Here is a 20,260-nt window from a genome sequence, read left to right on the forward strand (position 1 = left end):
CTCATGGCATCTCCAGCCGGTTCGATGGGTCCAGGGCTGCGGCTCGGGCGATGCGGGCGCCGATCAGGCGCAGCTCGTCGGCGAAGGCTCGGCGGCGGTTCCGTAGGTCGGCGGCGGCGGCCGGATCGGTGGCCGCGTCCAGCAGGCCGTAGTTGTCGGCGAGTTTGAGTGCGGTGGTGAACAATTCGGACGAGACCGACTCGGGACTGTGCAGCCGCTGCTGCAGGAGCATCTGGCGGCCGACGGCGAGGCACTCGTCGATGAACCGCTTGCGGTCGGGAGACTCGGTGCCGTCGCGGGCCGCCAGCCGGTCCGCCACCACCAGCTGGGCGTCGAGGAACGAGCGCAGCACGCGGTGCGCCATCACGAAACCCGACTCGGTCAGTTCGGCGAGGATGTCGGTGCCGACCGTGCCGTCGGCGGTCCGGTCGTGCCAATCCTCGTCCACCAATTCCATTTCCGCCGTCATCTGCGCCGCGAACTCCGCGCGCTCGGGAAAGAAGAATTCGAACTTCAGCAGGTCGCGTAGCCGGAAGGCGGTGTCCCAGCCCGCTCGCAGCTGCTCGCCCTCAGGCGCCTCCACCGCCGCGAGGATGGCCAGCTCGAGAATGGCGCGGTTGACGAACCAGTGCACGGCGCTGTTGCGATAGAACGCCGCCTCCAGGTGGGCGCCCGCCTCGATCGAGTACACCGGTTCCAGCCCGCCGCGATACACCGTCACCACCCGCGCCAGCGACAGCTGTTCGAGCACCACCGCCAGCGCGTGATCCGCACTCAGCGTGTCGAGTTCGCCGCTGGGCAGGCCCCGGCGCTGGATGTAGCCGCGCACCGGTTCGAGCACCCGGCGCACCTCGCCGAGGGTGAGCGCGCGCTCGTGCACACCCAGCAGCGCGAGGGTGACCAGCGCGTTGACGGTGATCGGAGTGACCGCGTTGATCCCGACCGCGATCTCGAAAGCCAGCCGCTGCACGGCCTTTCGCTCCTGACCCCGGGCCTCCTCGTTCTCCGGCGCGCCGAAACCGGGATCGGGGACCAGCGGATCACCGTGCGCGGCGAGCCGTTCGCGTGCCGAGAGCGGTTCGCCGAAGCGCAGATACACGTGCCCCGCCGAATGCTGCTGGCTGCGGACGTAGCGGGCGAGCCAGGTCAGCCCCTCCGGCTTCTTCGCGCCGCCGGACTGCTCGGTGGCGATCGCGCCCAGCTCGTTGAGCCGTTCGTAGGTGATCGACACCGGCACCAGCATCACATCCTCGACGCGACGCGAACGGATCGCCGCCGCGAGGTAGTTCAGCAACCCGTAGCGTGGCGGGCGCAGCTTGCCGGTGCGGGTGCGGCCGCCCTCGAAATACCACTCCAGGTTGAACCGCTTGGTCAGCAGATACGCGAAGTATTCCTCGACCACGGCCTTGTAGACCTCGTCGTCGCCGAAGCTGCGGCGGATGAACACGGTGCCCGTGCGCCGCGCGATCGGGCCGATCGGCCAGAACCGCAGATTCGCGCCGCCGATCACGTGGTTCGGCGGGAAGTCGTTGCGCGCCAGCGCGTCACCGAGCACGAAGGCGTCGACATAGGAGCGGTGTGAGGGCAGGAAGACCAGCGGATGGCTGCGATTGAGCCGGCGCAGGCCCGCCAGCCCGGACGGCTCGCAGTCCACCTTCCAGGTGGAGGCGTGCACGGGCCGCATCGCCTGGGTGAACAGGTCCGAGACCAGCCGACTCTGCGCCGCGACAAGTTCTTTCAGTGCCTTCTCCGCGCGCCGGTACACCTCGCGCGAGGTACTGCCGGTGTGCAGGGCGATGGCGTCGAGGCGACGCAGGAATTCCGGGGTGTCCAGAATCTCCTCCGCGACCAGCCGCGGCACCTTGTACCGGTCACCGATCACCCCGCGTTCGGCCCGCTCCAGCGCCACGATGCCGGCGCGTACGACCGCCCGCGCGAACGGCTCGGCGCTGCCCGCGACGGCCGCGTTGTTGGCGCGCAACTCGCTCAGCCGGGCGGGCTGCCCGGTGAGTACGAGGTGCCGGTCCGGGGTCTTGGCGACCAGGCGGCGCTGCAGCAGCCGATGTGGTCGGCGCGGATCGGCGAGGGTTGCCAGATCCGCGAAGGTGGTGCGGCGCACGCCGTCTCGCTCCGGCGGCAGCCATACCACCCGCACCGGCACCACGAGCGGGTCGTCGCGCCGATCGACCAGCCGGGCCGCGACGGCCGCCGCGTCCAGGTCCAGCTGTGTCACCGGCGCCTCGACGCCGAACTCCGCGGCGATGCCGCCCTCGGCCAGCCAGCCGCCGATCAGCTCTCGCTCGGTCGGCGAGGTGGCATCCACCAGGGCGACCACCGACCGCGGCACGGTGTCGAAGGTGGTCGCCGGCGGTGCGTCGGCGTGATCGTCGATCATGCGGGGCCTTCCATCAGGTGACGCTCCCCATTGAAGCCCGGTTCGAGCGTTTCCCGCAGGAGGTTGGCGCGGTGAGTGTGCGCTCCGGCACAAGCGCTTTTCACCGAGGTAATGCTAACCTCACCTTTGAGTTAGGTAAGCATAACCTTGGAGGAACGGTGCCGACCACGGAGCGATTACTGATCGGGTATGGGGATGGTCCGGGGGCGACGTCGACGGCGGCACGCCGGGGCGAGCAGGTGACCGACCCCGCCGCGGCGGTGGCGGCACTGGCCGGCGCCGATCGTTTCGGCGAATACGTCGTGTACGAACGGCCGGGTGAGTGGGTGTTCGCGGCCGACCCGATCGGCAGCGTCGAACTCGATGCCGGTGAACTGCGGGTCGGCTGGGACGGGCGGGCCACGGCGGCCGCCTGGACGGGCCGTCCGGCGGAGGTCATCGATCGCGCGCTGTCCGCTCTGCCCCTGGCGGGGCGGAACGCCTACGGCTGGATCGGTTTCGAGTTCTGCGCCTGGGCGCTGGATGCCACCGCGCACCTGCCGGAGCGAACCTCACTGGCGCACTTGATGATTCCGCGCATCGAGGTCTGCATCGATGCCTCGGGTGTGCGGGTCGCCGGTGCCACGCCGGGCGAGACGGCCGATATCCACGAGCTGATCGCGGCGTCGCAGGGTACCGCGCTGCCGCGGCCGCGCCCGGCGGACATCACCATCGACCCGACCGCCTACCGCGACCGGGTGGCCGAGGCGATCGCGGAGATCCGAAACGGCGACTACCAGAAGGTGATCCTGTCGCGGAAGGTCGACCTGCCGTTCCCGGTGGACGTACCGGCCACCTACCGGCTCGGCCGCGCGCACAACACCCCGGCGCGCTCGTTCCTGCTGCGGCTGGGCGGGCTGGAGGCCGCGGGGTTCAGTCCCGAACTGGTGGCCGCCGTGGACCGCGACCGGGTGGTGACCACCGAGCCGCTGGCCGGGACGCGGGCGTTCGGGCGCGGCGCGGACGCGGACCGGGCCGCGCGCGCGGATCTGGTCGCCGATCCCAAAGAGATTGTGGAGCACGCGATTTCGGTGCAGACGTCGTTCGCCGAGATCGCCGCGGTGGCCGAGCCGGGCAGCACGGCGGTGTCGGACTTCATGGCGGTGCGCGAGCGCGGCAGTGTGCAGCACCTGGCCTCGACCGTACGCGGACAGCTGGACGTGGGCCGCACCTCCTGGGACGCGCTCGAGACCCTGTTTCCGTCCGTGACGGCCTCCGGCATCCCGAAACGGGCCGGTGTCGACGCGGTGTTCCGGCTCGATCACGACCCGCGCGGACTGTATTCCGGTGCGGTGGTGGTGGTTTCGCCGACCGGCGCGTTGGAGGCCACCCTGGTGCTGCGTGCGGTCTACCAGACCACCGAGGGCGCCTGGTTGCGCGCCGGGGCGGGAATCGTCGGCCAGTCCGAGCCCGCTCGCGAATTCGAGGAGACCTGCGAGAAGCTCGGCAGCATCGCGCCCTACGTGGTCGAGGCCTGAGTTCCGCGAAGCACCGACGCCCCTCGCCCGAGACCGGGCGGGGGGCGTGTGCGGTCAGCCCTGGGCGCGCAGGGCCTTCTTGTCGATCTTGCCGACGGCCGTCAGGGGGAGCGTGTCGGCCCGGCGTAGCACGTCGGGGAGCTTGTAGGTGGCCAGGCCGCGGTCGGTGAGGAACTGCTTGATCTCGGCCAGGGTGGGCAGATCGCCCTCGACCACCAGTACGGCACAGACCTTTTCGCCGAGCGCGGGATCGGGCAGGCCGACGGCCGCCGCGTGCCGGACCGCCGGGTGGGCGAGCAGGTGTTCCTCGAGCTCGTCGCAGGAGACGTTCTCGCCGCCGCGGTTGATGACGTCCTTGATCCGGCCGGAGACGATCAGGTGGCCGCTGGGCAGCACTCGGACCAGGTCGCCGCTGCGGTAGTAGCCGTCGGGGGTGAAGGCGCGCGCATTGTGTTCCGGCGCACGGTAATAGCCTCGGATGGTGTACGGACCACGGGTGAGCAACTCGCCCTCCGCGCCCGGGGCCACGTCGTTGCCTTCCCCGTCGACGACGCGGACCTCGTCACCCGGCGACAGCGGACGCCCCTGGCTGGTGCAGATCAGGTCGATATCGTCGTCGAGGCGGGTGTAGTTGAGCAGGCCCTCGGCCATGCCGAACACCTGCTGCAACCGCGTCCCCAGCGCGGGCTCCACGTCGCGGGCGTTCACCTCCGCCAGCTTCGCCCCGCCGACCTGCAACAGGCGCAGCGACGACAGGTCGGCGGTCTCCCATTCCGTTGCCGCGCACCACAATTGGGCCAGCGGCGGCACCACGGCCGTCACCGTCACCCCGTACCGCTCGATCGCGGCGAAGGCGCTCTCCGGACTCGGGTCGGCGATGAACGCGACCGAACCACCGGTGGCGAGGGTGCCGAGGATGCCCGGGCAGGCCAGCGGAAAGTTGTGCGCTGCCGGCAGGCTCGCGAGGTAGACGTCGTCCGGGCCGAACTCGCAGATCTCGGCGGAGGCGCGGGCGTTGTAGTCGTAGTCGTTGTGGGTGCGCGCGATCAGCTTGGGCAGTCCGGTGGTGCCACCGGACACCAGCAGCACCGCGATATCGCCGGGATCCACCACGGGCAGCGAACCGGTCGCGCGCGGAACGGAATTCAGCGCGGTGAACGGCCCGGCTGCGCCGAGTACCAGGACGTGGCGCAGCGACGGCACCCGCTCGGCGACCTCGGCCGCCAGTTCGCGGTAGTCGAAATCGGCCGCCTGGTCGGCGACGATGTACGCTACGGCGCCGGACAGCTCGGTCAGATGCTCGATCTCGGCACGACGGTGCGCGGGCAGCGTCAGCACCGGGACGGCGCCCGCCCGAAACAGCCCGAACAGCACCGAGGCGAATTCCGGCACGTTCGGCAGTTGCACGATCACCCGGTCGCCCGGTGAAATGCCCAGCGCCGCGAGGCCGTACGCCATCCGGTCGGCGTCGGCGTCCAGTGCGGCGTAGGTGCGGGCGCCGTCCGCGGTGTGCAGGGCGGGGCGCTGCGGCCATCGGCGTGCCGAGTCGCGCAGCAGTTCGCCCAGCGGCCGGCCCGTCCAGTACCCGGCCGCGCGGTAGGCGTCGGCGAACTCGGCGGGGATCGGCACGAAGCCGTCGCGGTCGTCCCGGGTGGGTGTCGCTGTCATCGGTACTGCCTCACGCTCATCTTTCCAAGGTTAGGCAACCCTATCTCACCGTGGGTGCCGGCCGCCGCGTGGGCGAGGCAGGAGACGGGGACGCTTCGCCGCTCTAGACTCGATCTCGTGACTGGTTGGGACACTTCCGACATCCCGGATCAAAGCAGCCGTACCTTCGTGGTCACGGGCGCCAACAGCGGGATCGGCGCCGTGACCACGCGGGCGCTGGTCGCGGCGGGCGCGCAGGTGATCATGGCCTGCCGCGACGAGGTGAAGGCGCGCGCGGTGGCCAACGAGATCGGCGACCGGGCCCACGTCCGCCGCCTCGATCTGGCCGACCTGGCATCGATCCGGCAGTTCGCCGATTCCGTCGAACGCGCCGACGTGCTGATCAACAACGCCGGTGTGATGGCGCTGCCGCTGCGCCGCACCGCCGACGGCTTCGAAATGCAGATCGGCACAAACCATCTCGGGCACTTCGCGCTCACCGGCCTGCTGCTCGACAAGATCGCCGACCGCGTCGTCACCGTGTCCAGCGGCGCGCACGTCATCGGCCGGATCGACCTCGAAGACCTGAACTGGGAGCGCCGCCGGTACGAGCGCTGGCAGGCGTACGGGCAGTCCAAGCTGGCGAATCTGATGTTCGCCTACGAATTGCAGCGCCGTCTCGCCGCGGCCGGATCGTCGAAGGTGTCGGTGGCGGCCCATCCGGGCTACGCCGCCACCGAATTGCAGTCGCATACCGAGTCGTTCCTGGACCGGGTCATGGCGCTGGGCAACCGAATTCTGGCCCAGAGCGCGGAAATGGGCGCGCTGCCTTCACTTTTCGCGGCGACCGCCGACGTCGAGCCCGGCCGGTTCTACGGTCCGACCAACCTGCGCGGCCTGCGCGGCCATCCCGGGCCCAGCGGCTCGTCCGCCGCCTCCCGCGACGAGGTCGCGGCCCGGCGGCTGTGGGAACTGTCCGAGCAGCTCACCAAGGTCACCTACCCCTTTTCCCGGCGCTGACCTGGTGTGACACAGGGCACAACGGTCGCCCTGTCACACCCCGGGAGGCTGCGTCGTCCCCCTGATATACGGAAGCCGCGCCCTGCGGCCCGAGGTCAGGAGACAGCGATGGAACCCCGAATCAACCTGTTCGCCAACGAGATCGCCGCCAAGTTCACCAAGCGGCTCACCAACGCCGGTCAGGTCATCGGCCAGTCGGGACTGCCCGCGGCGACCTACGAACTGGTCAAGATCCGCGCCAGCCAGATCAACGGCTGCGGCTTCTGCACCGACATGCACACCAAGGACGCCGCGGCTGCCGGGGAAACCCAGGTGCGCCTGAACCTGGTCGCCGCCTGGCGTGAGGCCACCGTGTTCACCGAGGCCGAGCGCGCCGCCCTGGCCCTCGCCGAGGAGGGCACCCGCCTCGCCGACGCGCACCACGGCGTATCCGACGAGACCTGGGCGGCGGTGCAGAAGCACTACGACGACGAGCAGCTCGGCGCGCTCGTCTCGGCGATCGCGGTCATCAACGCCTACAACCGCTTGAACGTCATCGCCCGCACCCCCGCGGGCAGCTACGAGCCCGGCATGTTCGGTGTTTGATGGCACCGCCTGTGATGTGGCGGGTCTCACACGCTTTCGCGCATTTGTTCAGGCGCGCGACACCGCCTGCTACAGTCGCCTCTGTGCAGCGCGTGTATTTCTGGTTTATCAAGCCGGCCCCGGGTGGGTCGGTCGGTGAACCGCGCTGACCTTCTCCCCACCCCGAGCCGATGACAGTCCGGCTCGACGGGATCTCTCGGTGGGTCGGCCTGAGAAAAGGAATCCACGATGACGATCGCTGCCGACGCCGACGCGACCGAGAAATCTGCCGACGTCGCCGATCTGGACGATCAGCGCACCCTGAGCATCAGCCCCCTGTTGTCGCCCGCCGACGTGCGGCGCGACCATCCCATCGATGCGGCGCTCGCCGAGACCGTGCGGGCCGGCCGGGCCGCCACGGTCGACGTGCTCGATGCCACCGACGATCGCCTGATGGTGATCGTCGGCCCGTGTTCGGTGCACGACCCCGCGGCCGCGCTGGACTACGCCCGCCGGTTGGCCGCCAAATCCGCCGAACTGTCCGATCGGCTGCACGTCGTGATGCGCGTGTACTTCGAGAAGCCGCGGACCACGCTCGGCTGGAAGGGCCTGATCAACGACCCGCACCTGGACGGCACCTTCGACATCAACACCGGCCTGGGCCTGGGCCGGCGGCTGCTGGTGGACATCACCGCGCTGGGTCTGCCGGTGGCGTGTGAATTCCTCGACCCGATCACCCCGCAGTACATCGCCGACCTGGTCTCCTACGGTGCGATCGGCGCCCGCACCGCCGCCAGCCAGGTGCACCGGCAGCTGGCCAGTGCGCTGTCGATGCCGGTCGGCATCAAGAACGGCACCGACGGCGATGTGCAGGTGGCGGTCGACGGCGTGCGCGCGGCCGGGGCGAGCCACGTCTTTCCCGGCACCGGCCTGGACGGGCGGTCCGCCCTGATCCGCACGGTCGGTAATCCGGACTGCCACGTGATCCTGCGTGGCGGCAGCGCGGGGCCGAACTACGACGCCGCCTCGGTGGCCGAGACCTGCGCCCGGCTGGACAAGGCGGCGCTGCCGCAGCGGGTGGTGGTCGACGCCAGCCACGGCAACAGCAACAAAGACCACAACAAGCAGGTCGATGTCGTCACCGACATCGCCGCACGCGTGGCCGCGGGCGACCACAGCGTCGTCGGCGTGATGATGGAGAGCTTCCTCGTCGCGGGCCGTCAGGACCTCACCCTCGGCCACGCCACCGACCTCACCTACGGCCAGTCCATCACCGACGCCTGTCTCGACTGGGCCACCACCGCCACCCAGCTCGACCGCCTCGCCGCCGCCGTCGCCACCCGCCGCGGCTGACTGACCGGCCCGCTGGATCGACGGATCTCGCCGTTCGTCACCATCCGGTGTTTCGCTGTGTCGAGAAGTCTCGGTGAGCCGGTCGAAGCGTGTCGTGCCCGCCGTCGCCGGCAATGTGCCGGGCCGGGAGGTCCAGCGGTTGCGAACTGGCTCGCGACGTCCGGTCCACCGGGCACGAGCATGGTCGACATGATCGAGACGACTGCGGTGGCCGGTGTGGCGGTGGCGGCGCTCGGGCTGGTGCTCACGCCCGGGCCGAACATGGTGTATCTGGTGTCGCGTACCGTCTCGCAGGGGCGGCGGGCCGGATTCGTGTCGCTGGCCGGGGTCGCGGTCGGCTTCCTGGTGTACCTGGTGGCCATCGCGGCGGGGATCACGGCGATCTTCGCGGTGGTGCCGGGCCTCTACGTCGCGCTGAAACTCGCGGGTGCGGCCTACCTGGCCTGGCTGGCGTGGAAAACGCTGCGGCCCGGCGGCATGTCGGCGTTCACCCCGTCCGAGCTACCCGCCGATCCCACCCGGCGGCTGTTCGCGATGGGGTTGGTCACCAACCTGCTCAATCCGAAGATCGCGATCATGTACATGGCGCTGATCCCGCAGTTCGTCGAGCCGGCGCGCGGTCGGGTGTGGTTGCAGAGCCTGTGCCTGGGTGGTGTGCAGATCACCGTCGCGCTGCTGGTCAACGGGTTGATCGTGCTCGGATCCGGGGCCATCGCCGCCTTCCTCGCCGGGCGGCCGCTGTGGCTGCGGGCGCAGCGCTGGGTCACCGGGACGCTGCTCGGCGGTATCGCGGTCATGCTCGCCACGGATCGCGGTCGGCCGGTGCCCGCCTGATCCGCCTACCGTGCGCCACCTGTCGACGGTGTCGCGTGCTGGGCATGCAGCCGCCGCACCGCCTCGTCCAAGGTCTCGTCCTTCTTGCAGAAGGCGAAGCGCACCAAGCGATTCCAGGACTGTCGGTCGTCGGCGAAGACGCTCAGCGGTACGGCCGCCACGCCGAGCCGTTCCGGCAGCTCGCGGCAGAACGTGTGCGCGTCGGCGGTGGTCAGGCCGGAGATGTCGGCGCAGACGAAATAGGTGCCGTCGCTGCGCCGCACTCCGAATCCGGCATCGGCCAGTGCCTGTGACAACCGGATCCGCTTGTCCGCCAAGCCGTCACGCAGTGCCGCGACCCAGGGCAGCTCGTTGTCGAGGGCATAGGCGACCGCCGGTTGGAACGGGCCGCCGCCGACGAAGGTGAGGAACTGCTTGGCCGCGATCACCCCGTCGATCAGCGGCGCGGGTCCGCACGCCCAGCCGATCTTCCACCCGGTGACGCTGAAAGTCTTGGCGGCACTGGAGATCACGACGGTCCGCTCGGACATGCCCGGCAGGGTGGCGATGCTGATGTGCTCGTGCCCGTCGAAGGTGAGGTGCTCGTAGACCTCGTCGGTCACCACCAGCAGGTCGTGCTCGCAGGCCAGCTCGGCCACGGCCCGCAGCTCCGCGCGGCCGAGTACCGTCCCGGTCGGGTTGTGCGGCGAATTCAACAGCAGCAGTCGGGTTTTCGGTGTGATCGCGGCACGCAGGCTGTCCAGGTCGAGGGCGAAGCCGTCGCCGTCCGGCACCAGCCGGGCGGTGCGCCGGGTAGCGCCCGCCAGCGCCACCGCGGCGGCGTACGAGTCGTAGTACGGCTCGATCAGCACGACCTCTTCGCCCGGCTCCACCAGACCGAGCATCGACGCGGCGATGGCCTCGGTCGCGCCCACGGTCACCAGCACCTCGCGGTCCGGGTCGTACCGCATGCCGTAGCGCCGCGCCCGGTCCGCGGCCACGGCCTGCCGCAGCACCGGCATGCCCCGGCCGGGCGGGTACTGATTGCCGCCGTCGGCGATGGCCTGCCGGGCGACCTCCAGCATCGCGGCCGGTCCGTCACTGTCCGGGAATCCCTGCCCCAGATTCACCGCCCCGTGCCGTACCGCCAGCTCGGTCATCTCGGCGAAGATCGTCGCCCGGAAGGGGCGCAGGCGGGCAACGGTCGGCATCTGCTGCATGCGCACCACGGTAGCCCGCCCCGCCCCCACGGCCCGGCACCGCCGGACTCGTACGCCGACGCTGGACGCGCGCAGGCGGTACGGCGGGCGGGTCGACGTAGCGGAGGGTCGATCAGTGCGGCACCCGGATGCCCTTGAGTTTGGCCGGGTTCACCAGGTCGTAGGCGCCCGAGATCAAGCCGTCGGTGACGGTGAAGGCGAGGACGCGGGTGGGGGAGCCGGGGATGCCGTCACGCGGGCCGCGCTCGTGTAGTAGCAGGCCCAGTTGACCGTTCACATCGACGAATTCGGACTCGAGTTCGCTCGGGTCGGCGAGATCCACGTCGTACTTGCGCAGCAGGCCGAGACCCAGCCGGGCCAGCTTCTCCGCTCCCACAACGGAATTGAGCGCGGTACGGGTGGTGCCGCCGGAGTCGGCGATGAACACCGCGTCCGGATGCAGGGCCGCCACCACCTGCTCGATGTCGCCGGAATACAAGGCCTCCAACAGCTTCTGCACCGCGGCCGCGTGCTCGGCGTCGGAGACCGGCTCGGGGCTTCGCGCCGCAGCCTTACGCGCCCGCGTCGCCAGCTGGCGCGCCGCCTCCACCGAGATGTCGAGAATGTCGGCGATCTCCTCGAACGGGACCGCGAAACCGTCGTGCAGCACGAACGCCACCCGCTGCGGCGGGGTCAGCGACTCCAGCACCACCAGCGCGGCCAGACGGCAGTCCTGCTTGCGGACCACGGCTTCCAGCGGGTCGGGGGCCCCCGACGGCTTGCGGGCCGTGACAATCGGTTCCGGCAACCATTGCCCCACATAGCTTTCCCGCCGTGCCGCCGCACTACGCAGCCGATCCAGGCAGATGCGGCTCACCACGGTCGTCAGCCAGGCCCGCATGTCCTCGATCTCCGACTGCCGAGCCGTCGCCAGCCGCAGCCAGCTCTCCTGCACCGCGTCCTCGGCATCGGCCACACTCCCCGTCAGCCGATAGGCCACCGAGAGCAGGTGCGCTCGGTGTGATTCGAACAGATCGGCGAGCAGAGCGGCAACCATTGCGCAGATTCTACGGCGGTGGTAATAACACCCCCCGCTCCCCCCGAGAGCTGCGCCGACAGCGAAACGCGACCCAGCCCACACAGCCCTGTCGGTCCGTTCGGGAACAATGGACCACGGCCCACAACCGAGGAGGTGCCGTGACCGAGGGACCACTCATCGTCCAGAGTGACAAGACCCTGCTGCTCGAGGTCGATCATGCGCAGGCGGATGCGGCTCGGCAGGCTATCGCGCCGTTCGCCGAGTTGGAGCGGGCGCCCGAGCATGTGCACACCTATCGGGTGACGCCGTTGGCGCTGTGGAACGCGCGGGCGGCGGGGCACGACGCGGAGCAGGTGGTCGATGCGCTGGTCAGCTACTCGCGGTATGCGGTGCCGCAGCCGTTGCTGGTGGACATCGTCGACACCATGGCCCGCTACGGGCGGTTGCAGCTGGTCAAGCATCCGGCGCATGGGCTGGTGCTGGTCAGCCTGGACCGCGCGGTGCTGGAGGAGGTGCTGCGGCACAAGAAGATCCAGCCCATGCTGGGCAGCCGGATCGACGACGACACGGTGGCCGTGCACCCGTCCGAGCGCGGCCGGATCAAGCAGATGCTGCTCAAGATCGGCTGGCCCGCCGAGGACCTGGCGGGGTACGTCGACGGCGAGGCGCACCGCATCGAACTCGACTACGAGACCACCGAGTGGCACCTGCGCGACTACCAGGAAATGGCGGCCGACTCGTTCTGGGCCGGTGGGTCCGGCGTGGTGGTGCTGCCCTGCGGCGCGGGTAAGACCATGGTCGGGGCCGCCGCGATGGCCAAGGCCGGGGCCACCACGCTGATCCTGGTCACCAATACCGTCGCCGGTCGGCAGTGGCGGCGCGAGCTGCTGGCCCGCACCTCCCTGACCGAGGACGAGATCGGCGAGTACTCCGGCGAGCGCAAGGAGATCCGCCCCGTCACCATCGCCACCTACCAGGTCATCACGCGCAAGACCAAGGGCGAGTACAAGCACCTGGAGCTGTTCGACAGCCGTGACTGGGGCCTGGTCATCTACGACGAGGTGCACCTGCTGCCCGCCCCGGTCTTCCGGATGACGGCCGACCTGCAGTCCCGCCGCCGCCTCGGCCTGACCGCGACGCTGGTGCGCGAGGACGGTCGCGAGGGCGACGTGTTCTCCCTGATCGGGCCGAAACGCTACGACGCGCCGTGGAAGGACATCGAGGCGCAGGGCTGGATCGCCCCGGCCGACTGCGTCGAGGTGCGGGTCACGCTCACTGAGGCCGAGCGGATGAGCTATGCCACCGCCGAGCCCGACGAGCGCTACAAGCTGTGCTCGACCGCCCGCACCAAACTGCCCGTGGTCGAGTCGATTCTGGCCCGGCACCAAGGCGCACCGGCTCTGGTGATCGGCGCCTATCTGGACCAGCTCGAGGAACTGGGCGAGCATCTGAACGCCCCGATCATCCAGGGCTCCACCCGGACCAAGGAGCGCGAGTCGCTGTTCGAGGCGTTTCGCAACGGCGAGATCCCGGTGCTGGTGGTGAGCAAGGTGGCCAACTTCTCCATCGACCTGCCCGAAGCGTCGGTGGCCGTGCAGGTTTCGGGCACGTTCGGCTCCCGCCAGGAGGAGGCGCAACGGCTCGGCCGCCTGCTGCGCCCCAAACAGGATGGGGGACAGGCGCATTTCTACTCCGTGGTGGCGCGTGACACGCTGGACGCCGAATACGCCGCCCACCGGCAGCGTTTCCTCGCCGAACAGGGGTATGCCTATCGCATTACCGACGCGGACGACCTGCTCGGCCCGGCGCTCGGATAACCGAGGCGGTTCATCGGAGAAAATGCCTCCGCATACGTGTTAGGAATAGGACGTGCGACGCTTCGAATTCGCGGTGGACCGCGAACACGCCCGAGCGGTGAACGAAGTGCTCGCGGCCATCCGGCGATTGCGGATCCTGGCGTTCGCCGCCGCGATCGTGCTGGGCCTCGGCACCGCCGGCCTGATCCGGTTGCAGCACCCGTACTCGTTCCTGCTGGCGGTCGCGTTCGCTCTGGGCACCATCACCGCGCTGTTCGTGGCGGTATGGACGCCGTACCGCTCGCGCATCGAGAAGCTCTACGCCGAGGGCGAACTGGTGCCCGCGGTGGTGTCGGGCAAGCACGCCCGCGGGGTGACGCTGCTGGCGCTGGTCAATATCGCCAAACCCGGCTGCGACCCGAGCTACGCGCTGATCACGCGGGTGGTGCGGGCACTGCCCGGACACCGCCAGTGGCCCGGCGAGCAGGTACCGGCGGTGACGGTGCGCGCCGACCGGGCGCCGAGTTCGGTCGGCGACCTGCGGCAGGCGGTCACGGCCATGCCGATCGCCTGGGGCACCCGCGATCCCGGCGTCATCGAGCGTGCCCGCGCGGCAATCAGCGACGTGGAGTGGAAACTGCTGGCCGACAATCTCGATCTCGCCGAGAAGGTCCGGCGCGCGGATGCCAAACGACTGCTGCTGGATCCGCAACAGCTGCCGGGCGAGCTGCACGGCTGAAATCCGTGGAAGCCGGGGGCGGTGTTCTCTAGAATTGGCCGGTGATTCCCGCTGGAAATATCGCGGCGTTCCTGGTCGCGGCGACCGTCCTCATCGTGGTTCCCGGCCCGGGTGTGCTGTTCACCATCGGCCGCGCGCTGACCGACGGCAAGCGGGCCGCCCTGGTGTCGGTGGTCGCCCACTCCCTGGGTGTACTGCTGGTGCTGATAATGGTCGCGGCGGGCCTCGGCGCGGTCGTCGCGGCATCCTCGATCGCGCTGACCGTCGTGAAGTTCACCGGCGCGCTCTATCTGATCTACATTGGCGTGCAAGCGATTCGGGAGCGCCACTCGCTGCGCGAGGCGCTCGAGACCCGGGCGCGGCAGCCGGAGCGCACGCGCCGGGTGGTTCGGCAGGGCTTCGTGGTGGGCGCCACCAACCCCAAGGCGATCATCTTCTTCTCGGCCGTCCTGCCGCAGTTCGTGGACCCGGCCGGCGGCCCCATTCCGGTGCAGATGCTGATGCTGGGCGGCATGTTCCTGGTGATCGCGCTGGTGTCGGACAGCGTGTGGGCGATGCTGGCGGGTACCGCCCGCAACTGGTTCGCGCGCTCCCCGCGGCGGCTGGAAGCGGTCGGTGGCGCGGGCGGCGTCATGATCATCGGGCTGGGCGCGAGCGTGGCGGTGACGGGCAGTAGCAACTGAGCGCACTAGCATCGAGCGTCGGTCGGCACGCCGTGCCGGAAAGGGGCTCGCTGCATGGGTGCGTACAACTGGACGCGTTGTCTCACGGTCACGGCCCTGATCGCGGGCGCGCTGGCCCTGCCCGGACACGACCGGGCCGCGCACGCCCAGACTCCGGCCGACCCGTTCGTGGGTGCGCCGGGCCTCGGTGATCCCTACTATCCCGACGACGGCAACGGCGGCTATCAGGCGGAGCACTACGACGTCGCGATCGACTACGACCCGCCCAGCCGACGGCTCACCGGCACCGCCCGCATCGACGCCGTCGCGACCCAGGCGTTGCGCATGTTCGACCTGGACTTCGCGGGCCCCGCGGTGTCCAGGGTGACCGTCAACAATCTGCCCGCCGGCTTCGCCCGCAGCGGTGAGCACGAGTTGGTCGTCACCCCGGCGGTGCCGGTGCTGCCGGGCCTGCCGTTCACCGTCACCGTCGAATACTCCGGCATCCAGGACGACCACCGGGAAGCCGGCTGGACCATCTCACCCGGCGGCGGCGCTTTCGTTGCGGGCCAGCCGCATTCGGCCACCACCTGGTACCCGCTCAACGACACGCCGCTGGACAAGGCGACCTTCGACCTGACCGTGACGGTCCCGCGGGAATGGGACGTGATCTCCAACGGCCTGCGGGTGCGCGACACGGTCGACGGGGCCACCCGCACCGCGCGCTGGTCGACACAGCACCCGACGGTCGGTTACCTCACCACGGTCGCCATCGACCGTTTCGAGTTCCTGGAGCAGCGCCGCGCCGACGGCACGCCGCTGGTCAGCGCCTTCGCCCCGGACGCCGTCCGGCACCGGAAATTGGAGCAGCGGCTGCCCGAGGTGCTCGACTTCCTCGAATCCCTCTACGGCCCTTACCCGTTCGAGAGCGCGGGCGGCATCTACATCGACACCGACCTGCGCATCTCGCTGGAGACCCAGACCCGCCCGACCTACGCGCCGTGGACGGACCTGAACACCCTCGTCCACGAGAACGCGCATCAGTGGTGGGGCGACTCGATGTCGGTGCGGCAGTGGTCCGATATCTGCCTGAACGAATGCTTCGCCAGCTATACGGCCGACTATCTGTGGCCGGAGCGGAAGGAGGGCGAGGACGTCGACGCCCGGTATCGAGAGACGGTCGAGAAGTTCCGCGATGAACCCCAGCGCTGGGAGACCCGCTTGCAGGACCCCGGCGTCGGAAAGGAATTCACCGCCGTCTACTACCGCGGACCGCTGTTCCTGCACGCGCTGCGCCACACGATAGGCGACGACGTCTTCTTCCCGGCGATCGCGCAGTTCGTGCGGTCACACGCGTACGGCAACGCCACCATGCCGGAGTTCCGGCAGTTCATGCAGTCGAAGACCGCGGTGGATCTCTCGGGTTTGTTCACCGCGTGGCTGGACCAGGCGGCCGTGCCCGCGGACGAATACCTGTACCCGGGGTCCTTGCGCGGCTGATCCGGCTCACTGCCCGGGTGCCCGCGAGCGGGCCTTCTCCACCCAGCGCCGCACCCGGTCCAGTTGCCGCTCGGCCTTGTGCGCCGCCTCCTGGGCCGAGCGCTGTGCCGCCGCGGCGAAGCGGCGCTGTTCCTCGGCGCGCTCCAATTCCGCGCGCAGGGCAGCGATCCGGTCATCCGCCTCGGTCACCCGCGCGGCGGCGCGGTCGAGGTCGGCCTGCGCCGAATCGATTGCCTCGCGGGCGGATTCGAGGGCCGCGAGCGCATCGTCGAGTTCCTGCCGGGCGGCCGCGTCGCGGTCCTCGGCGGATTTCGCCCGACCCGGCTTCGGCCGCTCGGATGCGGGCGCGGCGGCGCGATCCGGTACCGCGGCCAGCTCCGGTCCGGCCGGACCGAAGCCCTCGTAGTTGGCCGCGGCAGTCAGCGTCCCCGCGCGCACGTGGTCAGCCACGGCGGGATCGGCCAGCGCGGCGTGCAGGGTCTGGCCCACCTCGCGCAGGACCGACTCGCTGAGCGTGCGGTCGTGCCCGGCGGCGAGCTGACCGGCCTTGCGGGCCAGCGCGTTCACCACCTGCTGCCGCTGAGCGGTCAAGTCGCGCAACTGTTCTCCGGACAGTCGGCGCTGGGCGTCGCGTAGCGCGTCGCCGAGTTCGAGCAGTGCGGTGACCTCCTCGGGCGCCTCGTGGGCCAGTAGGTTCACCGCCCAGGCCGCCACGGTGGGTCTGCGCAGTTTGCCGATCGCGGCCGCGAGCTTCCGATCCCCGTCGGCGCGCGCGGCTTTCGCCTGCTCATCGCGCGCTGCGGTGAACTGTGCGGGGTCGAGCGCGTAGAGCCGGCGGGTCGCCTCCTCGAGCGTCATGGTGCCGAGCGTAACGATTTCGTAGCCGATTCCGACCTAAGATCACGATCCGCGCGGCTATGGTGCGGGCAGAGCGTGAAAGGTATCGAGCGTGAACCTCTTCGAACTGCAACTGCTGACCGGCTTCCTGCCGCGGATGCTCAATTTCAATCTGCTGGCCCTGTACGGCCTCGGCATGTTCCGCTGACCCTGCGGCATTTCCGGCGTCCGATGTTCCCGTCCTCCCCGCGATCGGCGTAAAGCATTGGGCGCGAAAGGTTTTCGGGGGAAACGCGCCGTTGTTCCCGTACTGCTGGCAACGGCCGCCCTGGCGGCGGGTTGTGCGGCCGTGCAGAGCGCGAGCCGGACCGACACCGCCAGGGCACAGGTCGGCGACTGCATCCACGTCATCGAGGGCTCGACCACCGACTCGCGGACCGAACCGGTCGACTGCGCGTCGGAGCGGGCCGTCTACACGGTGATGTCCACCTCGCCCACCCGCGCCGACTGCGGCCGCGAATATTCCTCCTACGAGGAGACCTTCCACGGCGGCACCACGGCGTTTCTGTGCCTGGCACCGAATCTCAAACCCGGCAGCTGCTATCACCAGGACCGCGACACCGGCTTCGCCTACGCGGACTGCGCGTCCGCGGCGGCGACGGTCCGGGTGGTCGCGCGGATCGACGGGCGCCACGACTCGTCGCTGTGCGACCCGAGCGCGACCTACCTGTTGCTGTCCGAGCCGAAAACCACGTTCTGCATGGTCAATCCGAAGGCCTGAGCGGGCCGCCTACTGGTCCACCAGCGCCACCGAGGCGATGCGGTGCAGCACGAAATGGCGGACCGATCCGGTCACCGGATCCAGCGCGTCCAGCTGCCCGCCCGCCACTTGCAACGGCTCCACCACCCGCTGACTGGCGACACCCTGGGCATCGACGTAACCGATGTGCACCGGCCGCCGCACCCGCGCCGCCAATTGCAGCAGGGCCATGGTGGCGGCCGTGCTGTTGCGGCTGCCGTCCGACCGGACCGCCTGCCCCGATCGAGCCTGTGCCGCCTTCTCCCCGGCACGCAGCTCACCCACCAGCAGCCGCAGTTGCGCACTGCTGGGCGGGGTGGGCCGCCACGCCTGCCGGGCATTGGTCCGGGCCGGGATGCGCGCGCCGCGCGGACGCAGGTCGACGATCGTGCCCGACGAATCCTCGCCCGCCGGAGCGAAACCCGCGGCGCGCAACTGGTCGAGCACCTCGCCGAGCGAGGCCTGCGAGATTGCCACGGTCGGGGCGACCGCGCGCAGCGCCAGCCGCTCGGCGACCGGGGTGGCCAGCACCTCGGCGAGCAGCGCCGGGTCCTCGCTGCGCACGAACGACTGCGCCATCCCGGCGCGCAATCGGCCGTGGCGGCGCGCGACATCATCGATCAGATAGGTCAGCGACTGCGGCACCGGGGTGCGCGAGTGCGCCGCGAACAGCTGATGCAGTTCGGCCGCCGTCATCCCGGCGTCGAGCGCCCGCCGCACCGACGACTCGCCGATCCGGTAGACCGTCGCGGCGCCCGCGGATTCGACATCGGCCACCAGTGCGATGCGGCTCTGCAGATCCGCCACCAGCGGCCCCGGTGCGACGATCGTCAGATCCGCCTGCACCAGTACATGATCCACCGGGTCGGGCAGAGCGGACTCCATCTCGGCCTCGGCGTCGGAGGTGCTGCCGTGCAGCAGGGCGCGTCCCGCCGAGGTGAGGGCGCCGCGCCCGATCAGCCCGAGGGCGCTCGCTTCCGCCAGGGTGCGCTCGACCGCCTCGGTGCGGAAATGCCTGCGCCAGCGCGGTTGCCGCCACGCCAGCACCCGGGCGATATCCGGCGGTGATACGGCGGCCCCGGGCGGCTGCTCGGCCAGCAGCGCCAGCACGGCCCGCCGATCCCGGATCGCGTGCACATTGCGCAGCTCGAGCGAGAGCGCGGCCAGCGGTTTGTCGTTCGCGTCGCGGCCGCCGATCATCCACGGGAACCGATCCAGCTCCAGCCACGCCTGGGCGAGGACGGTCCAGCGCCGGGCCGCCGGGCCGTCCAGCCAGCCGTCCGCGGCCGCGGTGGGAGCCCAGTAGTCGTCGACGGGGTCGCCCGGCGGCGGTGGTTCGGGAGTGCCCTTGTCCAGCAGGCGCGCCGCCGCCAGCACCTCCACCAGCAGGCCCACCCGGCTCTCCTCGATTCCGGTGGCCTTGGTGATGCGCCGCAGCTCGCGCACGCCCAGACCGCCCGAGCGCAGCGCCGGCGCGGGCGCCTGCGCCAGCACCTCGATGATGTCGGCGCAGTGCCGCAGCAGTTCGCCGGTCTCGGTCGCGGCGGCCGCGTTGGTGTCGGCCGCGGTGTGCTTGTCGAGTTCGGGCCGCGGTGGCTTCAGGGCGTGCGGGTCGGTGACCGGTTCGCGGCGTAGCACCTGGCCCACCGCGGGCGGTAGTTCGACGGTCTCCTTGTCGACCCAGTCGAGCAGCCGCGCCGCCAGCAGACGCTGGATCGGCCGGTCCGGCGGCGTGCCCGGCGCGGCGTCGCGAGTGCGTCCCCGCGGCCCGGTGGTCGCCAGTTTGTCCAGCAGTGCCCGTTCGGGGGAGCCGATTCCGGACAGGGCCGCAACGATTTCCGGTTCGGTGAGCGCGTCGGGGATCTCGGTGGTGCTGCCGAGTGGCCACGGCAGCGCGTCCTTGGCGGCGGCCACCAGGTACAGCTCGGCGGTGCCCCACGCGAGGGCGCGGGCGGTCAGCCGATCGACGGCGGCGTCGACGGCGGCCCGCGCCACCCGGTCACCCAGCAACTCGTGCAGGCGGGCGCGGGGGAGCGGGGTGGTGTGCCGATCCGGGACCGCCGCGTGGTGCACGGCCAGGGTCTCGATCACCGCGAAATCGAGGGTGTCGAGTTCGTCGGTGGCGCGCAGCACCGAGGCGCGCTGCTCGGCGCGGGCGGCCAGCACCGACATCGAGGACGGCAGCGGCACCGCCAGATCGGGCCGCAGCTCGAGCAGCGTCACCAACTCGTCGTCCGAGCGGGCGGCCAGCCAATCGGCCAGCGACGCGACGTCGACGGAACCGGTGGCTGTCGTGGAGTGCTCGTCCCCGGCCCGGGGTGCGTCGTCGGTCGTGGTCATCCCATCCAGCGTACGGCCGGGCGCGGTGCGCCGCTGGGCC

At 70.5% G+C, this 20,260-nt stretch carries 16 protein-coding genes; 10 read left to right on the forward strand and 6 right to left on the reverse strand.

Translation table 11 applies throughout. The features are described 5' to 3' along the window. Position 1: 1 nt before the first annotated feature. The gene (locus NWFMUON74_RS03150) at positions 2-2,395 is read right to left on the reverse strand and encodes a glycerol-3-phosphate 1-O-acyltransferase (protein ID WP_187686498.1); all 2,394 of its coding nucleotides are present in this window, start codon (positions 2,393-2,395) and stop codon (positions 2-4) included. Between the two features lie 182 nt (positions 2,396-2,577). On the opposite strand from NWFMUON74_RS03150, the gene NWFMUON74_RS03155 reads away from it, so the two are divergent. Then, complete coding sequence (locus NWFMUON74_RS03155) at positions 2,578-3,912, forward strand: salicylate synthase (RefSeq protein ID WP_425300883.1); 1,335 nt, start codon at positions 2,578-2,580, stop codon at positions 3,910-3,912. Between the two features lie 54 nt (positions 3,913-3,966). Here NWFMUON74_RS03155 and NWFMUON74_RS03160 read toward each other — a convergent pair whose 3' ends face one another. Next, positions 3,967-5,580: a (2,3-dihydroxybenzoyl)adenylate synthase gene (locus NWFMUON74_RS03160; protein ID WP_187686499.1), complete on the reverse strand. Its 1,614-nt coding sequence runs from the start codon at positions 5,578-5,580 to the stop codon at positions 3,967-3,969. A 117-nt stretch (positions 5,581-5,697) separates the two neighbouring features. Here NWFMUON74_RS03160 and NWFMUON74_RS03165 point away from each other — a divergent pair, with 117 nt between their 5' ends. The 4 genes from NWFMUON74_RS03165 (at position 5,698) to NWFMUON74_RS03180 (ending at position 9,330) form a co-directional block, all read left to right on the forward strand. Continuing rightward, entirely contained in the window at positions 5,698-6,579 is an 882-nt protein-coding gene (locus NWFMUON74_RS03165; RefSeq protein WP_187686500.1) for an oxidoreductase, read from the forward strand. 108 nt (positions 6,580-6,687) lie between these two features. Then, positions 6,688-7,164 (forward strand): carboxymuconolactone decarboxylase family protein, encoded by a 477-nt coding sequence (locus tag NWFMUON74_RS03170; protein ID WP_187686501.1) that lies wholly within the window; start codon positions 6,688-6,690, stop codon positions 7,162-7,164. Between the two features lie 228 nt (positions 7,165-7,392). Beyond that, positions 7,393-8,496: a 3-deoxy-7-phosphoheptulonate synthase gene (locus NWFMUON74_RS03175; RefSeq protein ID WP_187686502.1), complete on the forward strand. Its 1,104-nt coding sequence runs from the start codon at positions 7,393-7,395 to the stop codon at positions 8,494-8,496. Positions 8,497-8,685: 189 nt separating this feature from the next. Beyond that, entirely contained in the window at positions 8,686-9,330 is a 645-nt protein-coding gene (locus NWFMUON74_RS03180) for a LysE family translocator (protein WP_187686503.1), read from the forward strand. Positions 9,331-9,335: 5 nt separating this feature from the next. On the opposite strand, the gene NWFMUON74_RS03185 is transcribed toward NWFMUON74_RS03180, so the two are convergent. Then, entirely contained in the window at positions 9,336-10,529 is a 1,194-nt protein-coding gene (locus NWFMUON74_RS03185) for a pyridoxal phosphate-dependent aminotransferase (protein ID WP_187686504.1), read from the reverse strand. Positions 10,530-10,641: 112 nt separating this feature from the next. Then, positions 10,642-11,565, reverse strand: a complete 924-nt coding sequence (gene sigJ / locus NWFMUON74_RS03190; protein ID WP_187686505.1) for an RNA polymerase sigma factor SigJ — start codon at positions 11,563-11,565, stop codon at positions 10,642-10,644. A gap of 140 nt (positions 11,566-11,705) precedes the next feature. Here sigJ and NWFMUON74_RS03195 point away from each other — a divergent pair, with 140 nt between their 5' ends. From NWFMUON74_RS03195 to NWFMUON74_RS03210, 4 genes are read left to right on the forward strand one after another with little or no spacing between them, the layout of a single operon-like run. After that, positions 11,706-13,364 carry a DNA repair helicase XPB gene (locus NWFMUON74_RS03195; RefSeq protein WP_187686506.1) on the forward strand — a complete coding sequence of 553 codons (1,659 nt, stop codon included), beginning with the start codon at positions 11,706-11,708 and terminating at the stop codon, positions 13,362-13,364. 52 nt (positions 13,365-13,416) lie between these two features. Continuing rightward, positions 13,417-14,082, forward strand: a complete 666-nt coding sequence (locus NWFMUON74_RS03200; RefSeq protein ID WP_187686507.1) for a DUF3239 domain-containing protein — start codon at positions 13,417-13,419, stop codon at positions 14,080-14,082. Between the two features lie 41 nt (positions 14,083-14,123). After that, positions 14,124-14,765 carry a LysE family translocator gene (locus NWFMUON74_RS03205; RefSeq protein WP_187686508.1) on the forward strand — a complete coding sequence of 214 codons (642 nt, stop codon included), beginning with the start codon at positions 14,124-14,126 and terminating at the stop codon, positions 14,763-14,765. A 54-nt stretch (positions 14,766-14,819) separates the two neighbouring features. After that, positions 14,820-16,244 carry a M1 family metallopeptidase gene (locus NWFMUON74_RS03210; RefSeq protein WP_187686509.1) on the forward strand — a complete coding sequence of 475 codons (1,425 nt, stop codon included), beginning with the start codon at positions 14,820-14,822 and terminating at the stop codon, positions 16,242-16,244. Positions 16,245-16,250: 6 nt separating this feature from the next. Here NWFMUON74_RS03210 and NWFMUON74_RS03215 read toward each other — a convergent pair whose 3' ends face one another. Then, on the reverse strand, positions 16,251-17,102 hold the full coding sequence (locus tag NWFMUON74_RS03215; RefSeq protein WP_187686510.1) for a hypothetical protein: 852 nt from the start codon (positions 17,100-17,102) through the stop codon (positions 16,251-16,253). A 328-nt stretch (positions 17,103-17,430) separates the two neighbouring features. Between NWFMUON74_RS03215 and NWFMUON74_RS03220 the strand changes: the two genes are divergently transcribed. Further along, complete coding sequence (locus NWFMUON74_RS03220) at positions 17,431-17,862, forward strand: LppU/SCO3897 family protein (RefSeq protein ID WP_232110814.1); 432 nt, start codon at positions 17,431-17,433, stop codon at positions 17,860-17,862. Between the two features lie 9 nt (positions 17,863-17,871). Here NWFMUON74_RS03220 and NWFMUON74_RS03225 read toward each other — a convergent pair whose 3' ends face one another. Continuing rightward, positions 17,872-20,220 carry a helicase-associated domain-containing protein gene (locus NWFMUON74_RS03225; protein ID WP_187686512.1) on the reverse strand — a complete coding sequence of 783 codons (2,349 nt, stop codon included), beginning with the start codon at positions 20,218-20,220 and terminating at the stop codon, positions 17,872-17,874. Positions 20,221-20,260: the final 40 nt, after the last annotated feature.

The sequence above is a fragment of the Nocardia wallacei genome, assembly GCF_014466955.1.
GTDB lineage: Bacteria > Actinomycetota > Actinomycetes > Mycobacteriales > Mycobacteriaceae > Nocardia > Nocardia wallacei.